10 protein-coding genes and 6 pseudogenes are annotated in these 16,890 nt (G+C 63.4%); 6 read left to right on the top strand and 10 right to left on the bottom strand.

All coding sequences use genetic code 11. The features are described 5' to 3' along the window. Nucleotides 1-3 precede the first annotated feature (3 nt). Nucleotides 4-1,206, bottom strand: coding sequence for a cytochrome P450 (locus CKW46_RS26115; protein WP_015357184.1), 1,203 nt, complete (start codon nt 1,204-1,206; stop codon nt 4-6). Between the two features lie 235 nt (nt 1,207-1,441). After that, nucleotides 1,442-2,095, bottom strand: a complete 654-nt coding sequence (locus CKW46_RS26110; protein ID WP_117435929.1) for a TetR/AcrR family transcriptional regulator — start codon at nt 2,093-2,095, stop codon at nt 1,442-1,444. Between the two features lie 190 nt (nt 2,096-2,285). On the opposite strand from CKW46_RS26110, the pseudogene CKW46_RS26105 reads away from it, so the two are divergent. Then, a pseudogene (locus CKW46_RS26105) lies at nt 2,286-3,035 on the top strand (acyl-CoA dehydrogenase family protein); the annotation flags it as partial. Between the two features lie 8 nt (nt 3,036-3,043). Here the strand turns inward: CKW46_RS26105 and CKW46_RS26100 are convergent. Further along, a pseudogene (locus CKW46_RS26100) lies at nt 3,044-4,247 on the bottom strand (ISAs1-like element IS2404/ISMul1 family transposase). Between the two features lie 135 nt (nt 4,248-4,382). On the opposite strand from CKW46_RS26100, the pseudogene CKW46_RS26095 reads away from it, so the two are divergent. Further along, a pseudogene (locus tag CKW46_RS26095) lies at nt 4,383-4,850 on the top strand (acyl-CoA dehydrogenase family protein); the annotation flags it as partial. Nucleotides 4,851-5,150: 300 nt separating this feature from the next. Further along, a pseudogene (locus CKW46_RS26090) lies at nt 5,151-6,687 on the top strand (SulP family inorganic anion transporter). A 130-nt stretch (nt 6,688-6,817) separates the two neighbouring features. On the opposite strand, the gene CKW46_RS26085 reads toward CKW46_RS26090, so the two are convergent. The 5 genes and pseudogenes from CKW46_RS26085 to CKW46_RS26065 all read right to left on the bottom strand — a co-directional run bounded on the left by CKW46_RS26085 (nt 6,818) and on the right by CKW46_RS26065 (nt 10,743). Further along, on the bottom strand, nt 6,818-7,636 hold the full coding sequence (locus CKW46_RS26085; RefSeq protein WP_094358355.1) for an acyl-CoA dehydrogenase family protein: 819 nt from the start codon (nt 7,634-7,636) through the stop codon (nt 6,818-6,820). A gap of 20 nt (nt 7,637-7,656) precedes the next feature. Beyond that, a complete protein-coding gene (locus CKW46_RS26080; protein ID WP_015357179.1) occupies nt 7,657-8,766 on the bottom strand; it encodes an acyl-CoA dehydrogenase family protein in 1,110 nt (369 codons plus the stop codon). After that, complete coding sequence (locus tag CKW46_RS26075; RefSeq protein ID WP_015357178.1) at nt 8,763-9,182, bottom strand: nuclear transport factor 2 family protein; 420 nt, start codon at nt 9,180-9,182, stop codon at nt 8,763-8,765. The genes CKW46_RS26080 and CKW46_RS26075 overlap by 4 nt, the downstream gene beginning before the upstream one ends. Continuing rightward, nucleotides 9,166-10,404, bottom strand: a pseudogene (locus tag CKW46_RS26070) (metal-dependent hydrolase family protein). Before CKW46_RS26070 ends, CKW46_RS26075 begins: the two are co-directional and overlap by 17 nt. Before the next feature lie 3 nt (nt 10,405-10,407). After that, nucleotides 10,408-10,743 carry a hypothetical protein gene (locus tag CKW46_RS26065; protein WP_015357176.1) on the bottom strand — a complete coding sequence of 112 codons (336 nt, stop codon included), beginning with the start codon at nt 10,741-10,743 and terminating at the stop codon, nt 10,408-10,410. Nucleotides 10,744-10,986: 243 nt separating this feature from the next. On the opposite strand from CKW46_RS26065, the pseudogene CKW46_RS26060 reads away from it, so the two are divergent. After that, a pseudogene (locus CKW46_RS26060) lies at nt 10,987-12,190 on the top strand (ISAs1-like element IS2404/ISMul1 family transposase). Here the strand turns inward: CKW46_RS26060 and CKW46_RS26055 are convergent. Both CKW46_RS26055 and CKW46_RS26050 read right to left on the bottom strand, forming a co-directional pair. Then, the gene (locus tag CKW46_RS26055; RefSeq protein ID WP_482052572.1) at nt 12,191-13,384 is read right to left on the bottom strand and encodes an aromatic ring-hydroxylating oxygenase subunit alpha; all 1,194 of its coding nucleotides are present in this window, start codon (nt 13,382-13,384) and stop codon (nt 12,191-12,193) included. Between the two features lie 7 nt (nt 13,385-13,391). Next, nucleotides 13,392-13,940, bottom strand: a complete 549-nt coding sequence (locus CKW46_RS26050; protein WP_117436078.1) for a carboxymuconolactone decarboxylase family protein — start codon at nt 13,938-13,940, stop codon at nt 13,392-13,394. 328 nt (nt 13,941-14,268) lie between these two features. Between CKW46_RS26050 and CKW46_RS26045 the strand changes: the two genes are divergently transcribed. Both CKW46_RS26045 and CKW46_RS26040 read left to right on the top strand, forming a co-directional pair. Beyond that, nucleotides 14,269-15,567 (top strand): amidohydrolase family protein, encoded by a 1,299-nt coding sequence (locus CKW46_RS26045; protein WP_015357173.1) that lies wholly within the window; start codon nt 14,269-14,271, stop codon nt 15,565-15,567. Nucleotides 15,568-15,707: 140 nt separating this feature from the next. Then, nucleotides 15,708-16,844, top strand: coding sequence for an acyl-CoA dehydrogenase family protein (locus CKW46_RS26040; RefSeq protein ID WP_252872389.1), 1,137 nt, complete (start codon nt 15,708-15,710; stop codon nt 16,842-16,844). Nucleotides 16,845-16,890 lie beyond the last annotated feature (46 nt).

Below are 16,890 nucleotides of genomic sequence, written 5' to 3'. Positions count from 1 at the left end.
GGCTCAATCGAAGACGGCCGGCATGCTCTCCCAGCCTCGTACGGTGGAGGTCGGGGAGAGCTTGGCGTTACCAAGGTCGACATCCCATTCGGGGAAGCGCTTGAGGATCTCCTCGAGCGCGATCCGGCCTTCCAGCCGTGCCAGCGCCGAGCCCAGGCAGTAGTGGGTTCCGACGCTGAAGGTCAAGTGTTGGTGTGGCTCGCGCCGGATATTGAAAACATCACCGTCCGGACGGAATTGGCGATGATCGCGGTTGGCCGCCCCGATCAGCATCATCATGATGCTGCCTTCGGGCACCGATTGGCCGTAGTACCGTAGATCGCGGGTCACGTACCGGGCCACGTGTGGTGCGGGTGCCTCGTAGCGCAGCAGTTCCTCAACCGCCTGCGGAATCAGCGACGGGTCCTCGACCAGTGCTCGGCGCTGATCTGGATGCTCAGCCAATACCTTGCCGGCCCAACCGATCAGCCGGGTGGTGGTCTCGTTGCCCGCTCCGGACACCACACTGACATAGGTGAGAAGTTCATCGCGTCTGAGTCGACGCACGGTCCCGGTCTCGTCCTCGAATTCGGCGTTGAGAAGTTCGGTCATGATGTCGCTGGAGGGATGCTCGGCGCGCCAATCGATGTAGTGGGCGAAGAAGTCGCCGCTGACCATGCCGTCGGCGGAGGCCTTCATCGGTTTTCCGGCCTCGGTGCGTAGCTGGGCAGTGGCGAAATCGCGGGCGGCTTCCTGGTCCTCCTCCGGGACGCCCAGCAGCATGCCGATGACGCGCATCGGCATCTGGGCGCCGAGATCGGCGACGAAGTCGAACCTGCCGCTGCCGATCAAGGGATCCAAACTGCGCGCGCAGAATTCGCGGATTTTGGGTTCTAGATCATTGATCTTGCGCGGGGTGAACATGCGCGACAACAACTTACGGTGAACGTCGTGGACCGGCGGATCCTCGAAGACGAGTACGCCCGCGGGGATGTCGATGTTGGCCTTGATGATCTCGAGGATTGCCCCCCTGGCCGAACTGAACGTTTGATAGTCGACGATGGCCCGGTCGACATCGGCGAACCTGCTCAGCGCGTAGAAGCCGTGCTGCGCGTTGTAGTACAGCGGCGCCTTTTCGCGGAGCCGGCGGAACATTGGGTAGGGGTCCGCGTTGAGCTCTACGTCGTACGGGTCGAAGTAGACGTCACTCGCTGCGGTCACTGTCACCCATGTCGCCTCCCGAAGGAACGTGCTTGCCCGTTCGCCCGTGCAACACGAGTCGTGCGGCACCTGAACTCTGTCATCACCCGCCAACGAGTGTCAACGAGGAATCCGTTTTAGCTAATCGCAGTTCTTATATGAAGATAATAGCGTTCTCGTTAGGCGTTGATTCAACGCGCGCGGGCATTATCACCGGCGGACGAAGCGGGCCGGTGACTCGGGCAGGTCTGTTCGGGTGGTGTTAGGAGGCGGCGAATCCGCGTGAACAGAAATCCCATACCTCATCTGCGGTGATGGGGTGGGTCGTCGCGTCGTCGGTGCCGCCGCTGGACTGTGCGATGAACATGACCGTCTGCATGGTCATGGCGGCTATCCGTCTCGGGTTGAGGTCTTCTCGCAGTTCGCCGGCCTCAGCCGCGGCCTCCATCAGCTCGGTGAGCAACGCCACTAGCGGTGCGCGCGCGACTTTGACCTCGGTCGGGTGGCTTACCAACAGGCGCGGCGCGAAGTCGGTAAACAGTGGTCGCTTGGCTGTCGGGTCGGGGCGCGACGCCTCATACAAGAGCTCGACCGCCACTTTCAGTCGCTCCAGCGGATCCGCGTGGGTTTCGGTGGCGGCGCGGATCTGGTCGGCGGACCGGCTCAGTGCGTCCTCGAAGAGCGCCAGCAATAGCTCGTGTTTGCCGTCGAACTGCAGGTAGAAGCTGCGCAGTGACTGCCGTGACCGGTCCACGACTTCCTGCACGGTGAAGTCTGTGCTGCCCTTTTCGATGATGATGGCCTGTGCGGCGTCCAGGAAACGCTGAACGCGCTGCGCCGCTCGCAGTTTCGCGGTCTTGATCGACCGCTCGACGGCGCGCTGCTTCCACGCGGGTTCTTCGCTCGGGTTCGTCACGGGCGGCTCAGATGATTGCCGCGAGGAGAAAACATGATTGGACTGTACCGGAGAACGCCGTGCCATCGCTGCGCTCGACCTCCTCACGGACGGTGTACAGGAGATTGTAACTTCCTTTGCAAGAGAATACTATTCTCTTGCGCACGTGTTTGGGAAGCAGAATCAACTTCAGTGGGCGGCGAGGAGTTCTGTGCAGCTGACCTTTGATGCCGACGTCGAGGCCTTCCGCGACGAATTCATCTCGTTTCTGGACCGGAATTTGCGCGATCAGGCGGCAGGGATGGAGCGGCCGCGGTCCTGCTCGCACGTGCCGGAGTGGGCGCGGCGGTGGCAACGCTTGTTGTTCGACAACGGGTGGTTGATCCCGGGCAATCCGCCGGAGTTCGGTGGTCGCAATGCCTCACTGCTGCAGCAGTACGTGCATCTGCAGGAGTTGGCCCGGCGCCGCCTTTATCGCAGTTTCAACCCACAAGGCGTGGGCATCATTGCGGAGTCGCTGCTGTCGTTCGGAACGCCGGAGCAGAAGCGGCGCTGGGCAGTGCCGATCCTGCGGGCGGAGATGACCGCGTCGTTGGGTATGAGCGAGCCGGGTGCGGGCTCGGATCTGGCGTCGTTGAAGACGCGGGCAGTGCGCTACCGCGACGGCGAGGGTGACCGTTTTGTGGTCAATGGGCAGAAGGTGTGGACATCAGGTGCCCATGACGCCGATGTGCTGCTGACGTTCGTGCGTACCGATCCTGACGCCCCAAAGCACAAGGGAATCAGCGCTTTGCTGATTCCGACGGACACTCCCGGCGTGGTGCGGTGGCCATTCGCGTCGGTGTGCGACCACGACGATGTCGACTTCAATGAGGTGTTTTTCACCGACGCAGCGGTGCCGGCCGAGAACCTGGTGGGTGAGCTCAACGGCGGGTGGCGGGTGGCGACCCAGGGCTGCGGCGTTGTTGATTAGCAGGCTTGTGAGCTGGGGAATTGTGGATTGAGGAGGTCTAGGCGGCGGTTGGCGGTCAAAGCGGTGATCCGGCAGGCTTCGGCGATGTTGTCGGCGCCGTTGAGGCGGTGCAGATTGATGGCGGTGTTGCGTAGCGTTGCTAGGACCTGTGCGCCGTTTCCGGTATGTGCCCTTTGATGGTCTTCGTCGAAGGTGACGTCGCGTATCCAGTGCAGGCTGTTCTCGATTCCCCAGTGTTGACGCATCCAGGTCATGATCGCGGTAGGGCGGGCGTGCTCGAACGGCAGGCTGCAGATGGCATAGACCACCTCCACGCTGCGCTGGTCGGTGGCGGTGATCAAGCGTTCACGAGTGATCCGGATGATTTGTTTTGCGTAGGGGAAGCCGATTCCTCGTGCAGCGGTGATGATTTGCAGGGTGCGGGTCTCGACACGGCCGTGGCCGCGGGAGTCGTCGGTAGCGGCTGCGGGCACCTCGGCCCAGGGCAGCGCGGTGATACGCGCAAGTATTTTGGCTTGGTTGGACTTGACGATCATCAGGTAGTGCGACTTCAAGGTGGCGCAGATCAACTTCGCGGTGACGACCTGGGTATGCATCGCATCCACGGTGACCAGCCACCGCAAGCTACCCGGCAGCAGCGTGAGCAGGGCACGTACGCAGGGAATTTCATTGCTTTTCTCGGCGACAGCGAGTTGACCGAGCACCAATCGGGCACGGTGGGCGAACACCGACACGAGATGCGTGGCTGTCGCTTTGGCGCGTAAAGGCACCACGCAGCATCTTGCCGTCCAACGCGATCGGCACCAATCCACTGGGGTCGCTGCTGGCCACGTGTGCAGTGAAGTAACTGCCCATCCTGGCGTTGAGGTCGGCGGGGTCTAGCCGAGACAAAACAGCGCGGAAGGTCTTCTCACTGGGCCGCCGGAACCGGACCCCTAATTGGGCCAACACATCATCGGGAGCGGTGGCCGCCCATGTGGCAAAACCAGCATAGCCGCGCATCCCCGCGGCAGTGGCCAGAACCGCGATCGCCAACAAAGCCATCAGCGAATACCTCCGACCGCGTGGGTCCCTCGGGTCTGGCACCGAGGCCAACACATCGAGAAACTCCGATCCGATGAGCTCGCTGCGCTCACCAGGACTCCAGCGGTCGAACACCTCTGGAACCGACGACACAGGCAATACTGAAACGGTAGGCACGGGCAACTCCAGACCAACGACGAACAGTAACCAACTCGATCGTTCTCCAGATAGCCCGTGCCTACACTCAGGCCCCAATAGCGCGGCACCAAAGATCATCAACCCAGCTCACAAGCCTGCTAATCAACAACGCCGGAGCCCTGGGTGGCGACCGGCTCCCTTGGGCACGAACGGACGATGCTGTGGCTGGGATATGCCAACCTGTTGGGCGAATTGGCAACCGATTTCACTCCAGCGGGCGTGCTGCAACGGGATCACTACGCCACGTTGGTGATGGATACCCAGGCGATGCGACTGCTCGGGTCCGCGACACTGGCCTCGGCGGCGCGTGGACAGGAGGATGTGCCCGCGCAGTCGGTGCTCAAGCTGCTGGGCTCGGAGGCTTTGCAGCGTGCCTGCGAAGATGCGCTCGACTCGGCAGGCGGCGACGGTCTGGTGCACCCCTCGATCACGGCACCCATCGCTGCGTTGAACCTGGACAACCACCATGGCAGCTGGTTCGACCGCTACGCGCGTAGCTTCGCCGGCACCATCGCCGGAGGCACCTCTGAAATTCAGCGCAACATCATCGCTGAACGGATACTCGGGCTGCCGCGCGGTTAGGCGGTATCGGCTCGCCTCACATCGGCATGCCGGAATTCATGGCTACGTTTGTCCCGAAAATGGCTGTGTATGAACCGATTTAGCCGCCGACCCGGTGGCTGGGCCCGATCTGGTGGCGCCGTGATCTAGCCCACGAAATTCCAACTCTCCCCTCGGGAAAGGGTAGGATCCAGTCCGGCAGTGGGCCGATCCGAGTCCTCTCGGCCGGTCGTCCGCATTGGTGCGTCGACGCGTCTGCCGCCCAAATCGATCTTCGCGCCGCGCCGGGCCCTTGGCTACGCGCGAGTTGAACGGAGTGCTTTGTCTTCCCAACAGGTTTCGGCTGTCCCAACGATTCGCGAGGCGGGCGATCCCAGTACCGCGGTGCTGGCCGCACTGCGTTCGCCGACTCGTCTAGCGGACCGAGGTGCTCGCCGGTTTGGTGGTTGCGCTGGCGCTGATCCCTGAAGCAATCTCCTTTTCGATCATCGCCGGGGTGGACCCTCGGGTGGGGCTTTTCGCCTCTTTCACCATGGCGGTGACCATCGCTGTGGTGGGCGGGCGCCCGGCCATGATTTCCGCGGCCACCGGCGCCATTGCGTTGGTGATCGCGCCGCTGGCGCGTGAACACGGGGCCGACTACTTCATCGCCGCGGTGATCTTGGCGGGCCTTGTGCAGATCACGCTCAGCTTGCTGGGGGTCGCTCGGTTGATGCGGTTCATCCCACGCAGCGTGATGGTCGGCTTCGTCAATGCGCTCGCGATCTTGATATTCCTCTCACAGGTGCCCCACCTACTGGGGGTGCCGGCGGTGGTCTATCCATTTGTCATCGTTGGTTTGCTGTTGATGGTGTTCCTGCCAAAACTGACCACCGTTGTCCCAGCTCCTTTGGTCGCGATCGTGGTCTTGACGGCCGCCGCGGTCGCGTTCTCCGTCGAGATTCTCAACGTCGGCGACGAAGGCCAGTTGCCGTCCAGCCTGCCGACCCTATTGGTGCCCCACGTCCCGTTCGCACTGGAAACCCTGTCCATCATCGGCCCGTATGCGCTGGCAATGGCATTGGTCGGGTTGCTGGAATCGTTGCTGACGGCCAAGCTCGTTGACGACATCACCGACACCCACAGCAACAAGACCCGGGAGGCCTGGGGGCAGGGCGTTGCCAACGTTGTCACGGGCTTCTTCGGCGGAATGGGCGGCTGCGCAATGATCGGCCAGACCATGATCAACGTGAAGGTCTCCGGTGCTCGCACCCGGATCTCCACCTTCCTCGCCGGCCTGTTCCTGTTGGGCCTTGTCGTCGGCCTCGGCGACGTGGTCGCGCTCATTCCGATGGCGGCACTGGTCGCGGTGATGATCATGGTCTCGGTCGGCACGATGGACTGGCACAGCATTGCCCCCGCGACGCTACGGCGGATGCCGCGCAGCGAAACGCTGGTCATGCTCGCCACCGTGGTGGTCACCGTGGCAACCCACAACCTCGCTTACGGCGTCGTTGCCGGTGTCTTGACCGCGATGGTGCTCTTTGCGCGGCGTGTTGCTCACTTCATGACGGTGGAAAGAATCGTCGAATCAGACACCGGCAGTGCCGCTGAGACGGTGGTCTACCGAGTCAGCGGCGAATTGTTCTTCGCCTCGAGCAACGACTTGGTTTACCAATTCAATTACGTCGACGACCCGGATAACGTGGTGATCGACATGTCGCAGTCCCACATCTGGGATGCCTCCACCGTGGCCGCACTCGACGCCATCATCACCAAATACCACGCCAAGGGCCGATGTGTCGAAATCATTGGCCTGAACCAGGATTCGGCAGAGCGCCACGGCCGGCTGTCCGGACAGTTCGGCGCAGAACACTAGGGGCGGGGCCAGTCGTGGGGTGGGCCCGGGGTCGGGCCACAGCCGGTGATCGCCGCTGCTGCCACCTAAGCCGATTCCACTGACCAGCCGTAACGTTGGTAGCTCGGCATCGCGGTTGCTGTCGGAGAAATCAGAGTTGAGCTAGCCGGGGAGCAAATCCCTTGGTCCGCAAGACCGCACCCGCCTCGCGGGTGAGCTCGCGCGAACTGCCGAGCAGCCCATCGAGCACCAGGGACCGCTTGACGTGGTGATGCAGCTGATGTTCCGCGGTGAAGCCGATGCCGGCAAGCACCTGCTGGCAATGGCGGGCGGTGGTCAGTGCGGCCTGGCCGGCCGCGGCTTTGGCCAGCAGACAGGCCAATTCGTCAGGCTGGTCCGTGGCGGCCCGAAGGGTCGCTTCGGCGCCTTCGATCGCGACCAGCGCCTCGGCCAGCCGGTGCCGGACCGCCTGAAACGCGGCGATGGGGTGCCCGAACTGGTTTCGGTCCAGTGCATGCCGGCGGGCCAGCTCCAGCATGGCCCGGCTGGCGCCGGCCAGCCACCAGCCCACCGCGCTTCGGCCCGCGGCCAGTGCGGCGGGTGGCAGCGGATCGGCCGGTTCCACCCGGAGTATCGGTAGTTCACCATCCAACACGGAACCGGCCTGATCGCCGCGCGACCAGATCACCCAGGATCCGCCCGCAAACGGTAGCGGCACGGTGCCGCCACCCGGGCAGCCGGCGGCGCGCGCCACGACGTCATTGACGAGCGGCGCATGCACACCATTCTCGCCGAGCATGGCGAACACCAAGGGAACGGCAGTGCCGGGAATCTCGTCGAGCATGTCGAGCCAGCCGAGGGCCTGCAACGCCGCATCCAGCCCGGCGCCCGACGGCGACGGGTTCTGTGTGACTACGGTTTTCAGCGAGTCCGCCAGCAGTCGCAGCGATTCGGGGTCGGTGAGATCCACTGGTCCTCGCTATCTCGCGCTCATCTCTCGCTGCCCAATCCGAGCAGCCGGCGCGCGATGATGTTGCGCTGGATTTCGGCGGTCCCGCCATAGATGGTGGCCGCACGTGAATAGAGGTATTCCGGGCGCCACGGGGTGTCGTCGAGTTCCAGCGTTGCCGGCAGCAGGTCGCGGACGGTGTCGTAGAGGCGTTGCTCGGCGGTCGCCAAGAGCACCTTGTCTATCGAAGTATCCGGCCCGAGTCGCGAGCCGCCGGCCAGGCGGTGCTGTGTGTCACGGGAACGGCAGCGCAGGGTATGCAGTCCCAGATATGCCGCACCAAGGTCGAACTCGTCGAGTGCAGAGCTGGTGGCAGCGGTGTCGGTGATGAGTTCGTCGAGCCGGGAATACAGATAGGCGATGCGCTGCCAAAAGCAGGTGGAGCGTTCATAGGGGAGCAGGTCCATTGCCAGCCGCCAGCCATCACCGGGCCGGCCGAGCATCCGGCCGGACGGGATCACCACGTCGTCGTAGTACACCTCGCAGAATTCGTCGACCCCGTGCATGGTGCGCAACGGCCGTACGGTGATCCCCGGCGTGTCCAGATCGACAAAGAACGCGGTGATCCCGTCATGCCCAGGCGCGGTACGGGTGAGCAGAATGCAACGCGTGCAGAACTGCGCGAAGCTGGTCCACACCTTCTGCCCGTTGATGATCCAATCGTCGCCGCGAGGGGTCGCGCGGGTGGACAGCGATGCCAGGTCGCTGCCCGACCCCGGTTCGGAGAATCCCTGACACCATTGCTCGCGACCGCTGAGCAGCCGCGGCACCATGTCCGCCGCCAACCCTTTGGGTGCGTAGTCGATCAGCGTCGGTGCCAGCACCTCGGCCATGGAGTAGGGGCCGGGTTCGGCCAGCCGGCGCCCGACCACCTCCTCACCGACGATCGCGCGCAGCAGCGCCGGTCCACCGAGCCCGCCGACTTCGGTGGGCCAGCCGTAACGCATCCAGCCGGCTTCATACAGCGCGCCGTGCACTCGGGCCAATTGCTGCATGTGGCCCCGCAACGAATGGTCGGGTCCGGGGGTCAAGTCATTATCGTCGAGCCAGGTGCGCAGATCCGCCCGGAACCGCCCGATATCGACGGTCACGGTTGCGGACGGCCGACGGCATGCGGACGTCCCGAATCGTGCACGCCGCTGCGGCGAATGAAGGTCATTGCCCGGGTTTTCAGCCGCCAGCCATCGGCGGTGCGGGCATACGTGTCGCGGTAGTAACCGATACGCATGTCATGGGTGGCATGTTCGATGAAGCAAAGTGGTTGGGTGCCGGTGGCCGAATCACCGGCTAGCTCGATGACCGCGGTTGCCGTGAGAAACAAGCCTTTTGGCGCGGCGGCCACCAGGTCCGGGAACCGATCGAGGCCATAGGTGTCGCCGAAGGCGCTGTAGGTTCCGTCCGGGGTGAAAACGGCTACCAGGCCCTCGATATCGTTCTGGGTGATGGTCACCGCGTACCGGGCCAACAACTGCTGAATCTCGACCAGGTCGTCAGTCTTGGTGGACATAAACCTTGCCGCCTTTCATGACAAAGCCGACGTTGCGGGTAACTGTGATGTCATCCAACGGATTTCCCGCAACGGCGATGATGTCGGCGAGCTGGCCCGCCGCGAGCCGACCGCGATCGGTGACGTTGATCAGCTCTGCCGCGGTCACTGTGGCCGCCCGCAGCACGGCCAGCGGCGACATCCCCCAATGCACAAGCGTGACGAGCTCATCGGCGTTGCGCCCGTGCGGTATTGCCGGAGCATCGGTACCGATCGCGATCTTCACGCCGGCTTGATAGGCGGCCAGTATCGACTCACACGACCTCGGGAACATCTCGGCCGCCTTGGCCTGCAGCTCGGGTGGAGCGTGCGAGATGTCCATCGCATCGGCATCGGCCAGGCGCCTGGTGCTCACCAGGAACGTGCCGTGCTCGACCATCATCGCGATCGCCTCGTCGTCGACCAGGAATCCGTGCTCGATGCAGTCGATGCAGTCGATGCAGTCGATGCCGGCGATGACCGCGTGCTTGACGGCGTCGGCGCCGTGCGTGTGCGCGGCGACGCGCAACCCCCGCCGGTGTGCCTCGTCGACGATGGCGCGTAGTTCTTCGTCGGAATAGTGTTGTGCACCTGGCGGTCCCGTTAGCGACATCACCCCGCCCGAACAGCACACCTTGATCAGCTGGGCGCCGTGTTTGATCTGGTATCGCACCGCCTTGCGGATCTAGTCAACGCCGTTGGCGATGCCTTCCTCGATCGTCAGCTCCAGCACATGTGGGGCGAACGCGGCGAACATGGTGGGGTCCAGATGCCCGCCGGTAGGGGTGATGGCGTGTCCGGCCGGCACGATTCGTGGGCCGTCGATCCAGCCGGCATCGATGGCCTTGCCCAGCGCGACATCGAGGAGGTAGCCGCCGGTCTTGACGAATAGCCCCAGGTTGCGCACCGTGGTGAACCCGGCGCGTAGCGTGCGGCGGGCGTTTCCGACGGCGCGCAGCATCCGAGTCGGCGGGTCATCCTGGACCTGGGACAGGCCGGGCTTCTCGCCGCGCCCGCCCATCAGCAGGTTGACCTCCATGTCCATCAGCCCGGGTAACAGGATCTGGTCGCCGAGGTCGATTACGTCGCCCTCGGGGTCCCCGCCGACACCGGCAATCCGGTCGCCTTCGACGCGCACGACGGCCGGCGCCAGGATTTCGCCGGCGTCGACGTCAAGCAGTCCGGCAGCCTTGAGCGTGAGCACCGGTCAAACCACCGGTTCCCTGATCAGCTCGACCCAGGCGGCGCCGCTGTCGGGGACCCGGGGCTGCTTCCACGCCTCTACCGGAAACGACACCATGACCAGCGACTGCATCATGTGCATGAGTGTTCGCGCGTCCTCCGGCAATTCGGCCAACGGGAACTGGTCGCAGTAGGCGATCACGTCTTCCAGCCGGGGAAAGGCGGTGTCGTAGAAGCCCTGCATCTGCGACATGGATGAGGCCAGGCGCTTGGCATAACGTTGCGGCTCGGTGGCCAGGTCCCAATCCAGGTACGGCTCGAGGTCGGCGAACTGGGCGGGCAGCTTATTTGGCGTGGCCATTGTTGCGGTATTCCTTTACGTAGTCGCCGGTCATCTTGTGTAGATGTCGGAGCAGGATTTCCTGATCGCACAGTGGAAAGTCCTTGACGACCCCGGTACCCAGGGCTCCGGCGTTGTTGATTAGCAGGCTTGTGAGCTGTGTTGATGATCTTTGGTGCCGCGCTATTGGGGCCGGAGTGTAGGCACGGGCTATCTGGAGAACGATCGAGTTGGTTACTGTTCGTCGTTGGTCTGGAGTTGCCCGTGCCTACCGTTTCAGTATTGCCTGTGTCGTCGGTTCCAGAGGTGTTCGACCGCTGGAGTCCTGGTGAGCGCAGCGAGCTCATCGGATCGGAGTTTCTCGATGTGTTGGCCTCGGTGCCAGACCCGAGGGACCCACGCGGTCGGAGGTATTCGCTGATGGCTTTGTTGGCGATCGCGGTTCTGGCCACTGCCGCGGGGATGCGCGGCTATGCTGGTTTTGCCACATGGGCGGCCACCGCTCCCGATGATGTGTTGGCCTAATTAGGGGTCCGGTTCCGGCGGCCCAGTGAGAAGACCTTCCGCGCTGTTTTGTCTCGGCTAGACCCCGCCGACCTCAACGCCAGGATGGGCAGTTACTTCACTGCACACGTGGCCAGCAGCGACCCCAGTGGATTGGTGCCGATCGCGTTGGACGGCAAGATGCTGCGTGGTGCCTTTACGCGCCAAAGCGACAGCCACGCATCTCGTGTCGGTGTTCGCCCACCGTGCCCGATTGGTGCTCGGTCAACTCGCTGTCGCCGAGAAAAGCAATGAAATTCCCTGCGTACGTGCCCTGCTCACGCTGCTGCCGGGTAGCTTGCGGTGGCTGGTCACCGTGGATGCGATGCATACCCAGGTCGTCACCGCGAAGTTGATCTGCGCCACCTTGAAGTCGCACTACCTGATGATCGTCAAGTCCAACCAAGCCAAAATACTTGCGCGTATCACCGCGCTGCCCTGGGCCGAGGTGCCCACAGCCGCTACCGACGACTCCCGCGGCCACGGCCGTGTCGAGACCCGCACCCTGCAAATCATCACCGCTGCACGAGGAATCGGCTTCCCCTACGCAAAACAAATCATCCGGATCACTCGTGAACGCTTGATCACCGCCACCGACCAGCGCAGCGTGGAGGTGGTCTATGCCATCTACAGCCTGCCGTTCGAGCACGCCCGCCCTACCGCGATCATGACCTGGATGCGTCAACACTGGGGAATCGAGAACAGCCTGCACTGGATACGCGACGTCACCTTCGACGAAGACCATCAAAGGGCACATACCGGAAACGGCGCACAGGTCCTAGCAACGCTACGCAACACCACGATCAATCTGCACCGCCTCAACGGCGCCGACAACATCACCGAAGCCTGCCGGATCACCGCTTTGACCGCCAACCGCCGCCTAGACCTCCTCAATCCACAATTCCCCAGCTCACAAGCCTGCTAATCAACAACGCCGGAGCCCTGCCCCGGTACCGATCATCGTTTGGGTGGCCTCCAAGGTGTTGGAGTCCTGCAGCGCGTATTCCTTGAACGTCACCGCCGCCAACTCCTGGGCCAATCGTTCGCGCGCGTTTCTGGGGGGCACGAAATACAGCGTGGTCGCGAAGATGTGTTTGTCAACCGTCGTCGGCCAGTAGTGATAGGTCAGATACCAGCCCGGTTCCCAGATCAGCAGCATGAAGTTCGGAAAGAAGAGGAACGAATCGATGCCCCACTGCTTGGCTTTGGTCGGGTTGATGCCGGGCGGCGATTCCTCGAGGTCGGTGATCGGGGCGGGGCGGTCCCACGGACCGAACAAGCCGCTGCGCAGCACCCGGTCCATCGGCTTGACCATCTTCAGGTCCGCGGGCGGCGACTGGCCGCCCCAAACCGAGATCATCGCGTGCGGGCCCGCCAGCTCGTAATGCAGGGCCTCGAACCCGTACTTCATGATCTTGGCGGCTTCCTCTTTGGTGTACTGCCCCTGATGCAGCACCGGGGCGTGGTAGAACTCGGCGAACGCGTCGATGAACAGCTTCCAGTTGCTGCCGACTTCGGCTCGGTAGGAATAGACCTCGGTCATTTCGTGGAAGGGATAGCCCTGCAGGCCCTTGGCCATCGAACCCAGGTATTCGGACAGCGGTGCTGCGGCTGGGTCGAGGTTGATGAAGATGAAGCCTTCCCATACCTCGCAACGCACCGACTTGAGGCCGTATTGGCTCTTGTCGACGTCGAAGAACTCGTCCTCCTGCTGAATGAAGGTCAGTTCGCCGTCGAGACCGTAGCGCCAAGCGTGGTATTTGCAGGTGAACTGCCGGCAGGTGCCGGCGGTCTCCTCATGCGGAAAGTCGTTCCACACCAACTTGTTGCCCCGATGCCGGCAGATGTTGTGGAAGGCCCGGATCACGCCGTCCTTGCCCTTGACGACGATCACCGACATGCCGGCTCCGGTGGACGGCAGCTCCTTGGTGAAGTAGCTACCGGTGCGGGGGAGGCGTTCGATGCGGCCGACGTTGAGCCAGGTGCGCCGAAAGATCGCCCGCTGTTCGTCGGCAAAGTACTGCGGGTCGATGGAGTCCGTGTAGTCGACCGGCGCGGTGCCCAGCTCCGGATAGTTTTGCGTCCAGCTCCCGGCAGCCGGTTTGGTGAAGTGCGGCAAGGTCCTGCTACCTCTCTGCGCGATCTTGTTCCAGCTCTTCGAGCTGCACGCCAAAAGTGTTGAAAGCCATGGCCAGTAGCGCGTAGCAGCCGACCGTGAAGACGTAGTCCATGCGTTGGCGGTCATCGAGGTGTTTGCCGAGTGCCGCCCAGGTTTGATCGGACAGTTCGGAGTTCTCGTCGAGTTCGTCGACCCCGGTCAAGACGGCGCGTTCGAAGTCGTCGGTGGCCTCGCCCCGGCGAACCGCGGCTATCTCGTCACCGCTGATGCCGGCCTGTTCGGCCAGGGCCAGATGGTGGGTCCACTCATAGGCGCAAGCGCGGCGATGCGCGACCCGCAGGATGGCGAGTTCGCGAACCCGGGCGGGCAGGGTGGAGGCGAACAGCAAGTGGGTGTTGAACCGCAGAAACGCCTTGGCCAGCGCGGGGTGGTTGGCAAACGTCGACAGCGCGTTTCCGGCGTCGCGCGGATTGCAGCGTTGCGCGGGCAAGATCACCGACAGTGAGCGCTGGACAGCCTCGTCCCACTGATCGGCGGGCAGCGGCGGCAGGCGCATCCGGCCGGCTCCTCTCGGCGTTGTCCCAGTGCCCTCTCGACTTATGAGAAATACATTCTCATTTATTAGTAATAGACTTGCACAATTCGTCTGGCCGGTCAATGCTCACGCGGGCGCCGCTGCCTGCCGTCGCCGCCCCGGGTCTGGCGCGGCAGGTCGGGTCTTGCGGCGAACTGCTGAATGTTGATTCGCGAATCGCGAGAAGATAGTTTTCAGACAGAGGGCCTGGAGGCAGGTGGCAGCTCGCCGATGCCCGTTCGGTGGCCGCGCATCCGATATTCGGGAGCTTCAGGGAGACGGCAGGAAGACTGCGGAAAGAGGTACGGCTATGAACAAAGAGGACATGATCTTGATCAGTGTCGACGACCACACCGTGGAGCCGCCGAACATGTTCAAGAACCACCTGTCGGCCAAGTACCTCGACGATGCTCCCCGGCTGGTGCACAACCCCGACGGTTCGGACATGTGGAAGTTCCGCGACACCGTCATCCCGAATGTGGCGCTCAATGCGGTAGCTGGCCGGCCCAAGGAGGAGTACGGGCTGGAACCGCAGGGCCTCGACGAGATTCGGCCCGGTTGCTACAACGTCGACGAACGAATCAAGGACATGAACGCCGGGGGCATCCTGGCGTCGATTTGCTTCCCGTCGTTTCCGGGCTTTGCCGGGCGGCTGTTCGCCACCGAAGACCCGGACTTCTCGGTCGCGCTGGTGCAGGCCTACAACGACTGGCACATCGACGAGTGGTGTGGGGCCTACCCGGCGCGATTCATCCCGATGGCCATTCCGGTGATCTGGGACGCCGAGGCGTGCGCCGCCGAGGTGCGCCGCGTCGCGAAGAAGGGTGTGCACGCGCTGACCTTCACCGAGAACCCCGCCGCGATGGGGTACCCAAGTTTTCACAATGAGTACTGGAACCCGCTGTGGAAAGCATTGTGCGACACCAACACGGTGATGAATATCCACATCGGGTCCTCGGGCCGGCTGGCGATCACCGCGCCCGACGCGCCGATGGATGTGATGATCACGCTGCAGCCGATGAACATCGTGCAGGCCGCCGCGGACCTGTTGTGGTCGCGGCCGATCAAGGAGTACCCGGACCTCAAGATCGCGCTCTCCGAAGGTGGCACCGGGTGGATCCCGTACTTCCTGGAGCGCGCGGACCGGACTTTCGAGATGCACTCGACGTGGACGCACCAGAACTTCGGCGGCAAGATCCCCAGCGAGGTGTTCCGCGAGCACTTCCTCACCTGCTTCATCAGCGACAAGGTGGGCGTGGCGCTACGCAACATGATCGGCATCGACAACATCGCCTGGGAGGCCGACTACCCGCACAGCGACTCGATGTGGCCGGGCGCGCCGGAGGAACTGTGGGATGTCCTGTCGGTGAACGATGTCCCCGATGGCGAGATCAACAAGATGACCTACGAGAACGCGATGCGCTGGTACTCGTTCGACCCGTTCAGCCACATCACTCGCGAGCAGGCGACGGTGGGCGCATTGCGCAAGGCCGCCGAAGGGCACGACGTGTCCGTGCGGGCGCTGAGTCATCACAAGGATGCGCGGTCGGGCTCGTCGGTGGCCGAGTTCACCGCCAACGCGAAGGCGTTGACCGGAAACAAGGACTGAGGCCCGCCACTGCCCGGCGAGCAGACACAAAATCGCATACTTTGGGTGGTGACTGCGTGATTTTGCGTCTGCTCGCGGTGGATAGGTAGCAGTGGATAGGGAGCGGTGGAATGGATTTCGAGCTGACCGAGGACCAGTAGCTGATCCGGCGATCGGTCGCCGAGTTGGCGTCGAGGTTCGACGACCACTACTGGATGGAAAAAGATCAGGCGCACGAATTTCCGGCCGAGTTCTACCGTGCCATCGCCGACGGCGGTTGGCTGGGCATGACGATCCCGACCGAGTACGGCGGCCACGGGCTGGGCATCACCGAGGCCACGATCCTGCTCGAGGAGGTCGCCAAGTCCGGTGGCGCGATGAACGCCGCCAGCTCGATTCACCTGTCGATCTTCGGCATGCAGCCGGTCGTCGTGCACGGTTCAGACGAACTCAAGGCGCGCACCCTGCCGTCGGTGGCGACCGGGGAAACCCACGTCTGCTTCGGGGTGACCGAGCCCGGTGCGGGGCTGGACACGTCGCGCATCACCACCTTCGCCAAGCGGGACGGCGACCGCTACGTGGTCAACGGACGAAAGGTGTGGATCTCCAAGGCGGTGGAGTCCGACAAGATTCTGCTGCTGACTCGTACCCAAAGCTATGACGAGGTCAAGAAGAAGACCGACGGGATGACCCTGTTCATCACCGACCTCGACCGCAGCCGGGTGGAGGTGCGGCCGATCCGCAAGATGGGCCGCAATGCCGTGAGCTCCAACGAACTGTTCATTGACAACCTGGAGATCCCCGTCGAGGATCGAATTGGTGAGGAAGGCAACGGGTTTCAGTACATCCGGGACGGGCTGAACCCCGAGCGGATGCTGATCGCGGCCGAGGCGCTCGGAATCGGCCGGGTGGCGCTGGACAAGGCGGTCAAATACGGCAACGAGCGGGAGGTATTCGGCCGGCCGATCGGCATGAACCAGGGCCTGCAGTTCCCGCTCGCGGACTCGCTGGCCCGGCTGGACGCTGCCGAGCTGATGCTGCGCAAGGCCACCTGGCTCTACGACAACGGCAAACCCTGTGGACGTGAGGCCAATACGGCCAAGTACCTGTGCGCGGATGCGGGGTTCGCCGCCGCGGACCGAGCCCTGCAGACCCACGGCGGCATGGGCTACGCGGAGGAGTATCACGTTGCGCGGTACTTCCGGGAGGCGAGGTTGATGAAGATCGCGCCGGTCAGTCAGGAGATGATCTTGAACTTCCTTGGTTCACATGTGTTGAAGCTGCCGCGCAGCTACTGAGACCAACTAGGCTTGCTGCGCGTCGAACGTGCACGTACCGCGACTT

Origin of the sequence: Mycobacterium liflandii, assembly GCF_022354805.1 — a bacterium.
In the GTDB taxonomy this organism is placed as follows: Bacteria; Actinomycetota; Actinomycetes; order Mycobacteriales; family Mycobacteriaceae; genus Mycobacterium; species Mycobacterium marinum.
Note: the sequence above shows the minus strand (reverse complement) of the source record. Positions and strands in the feature narration are given on the sequence as shown.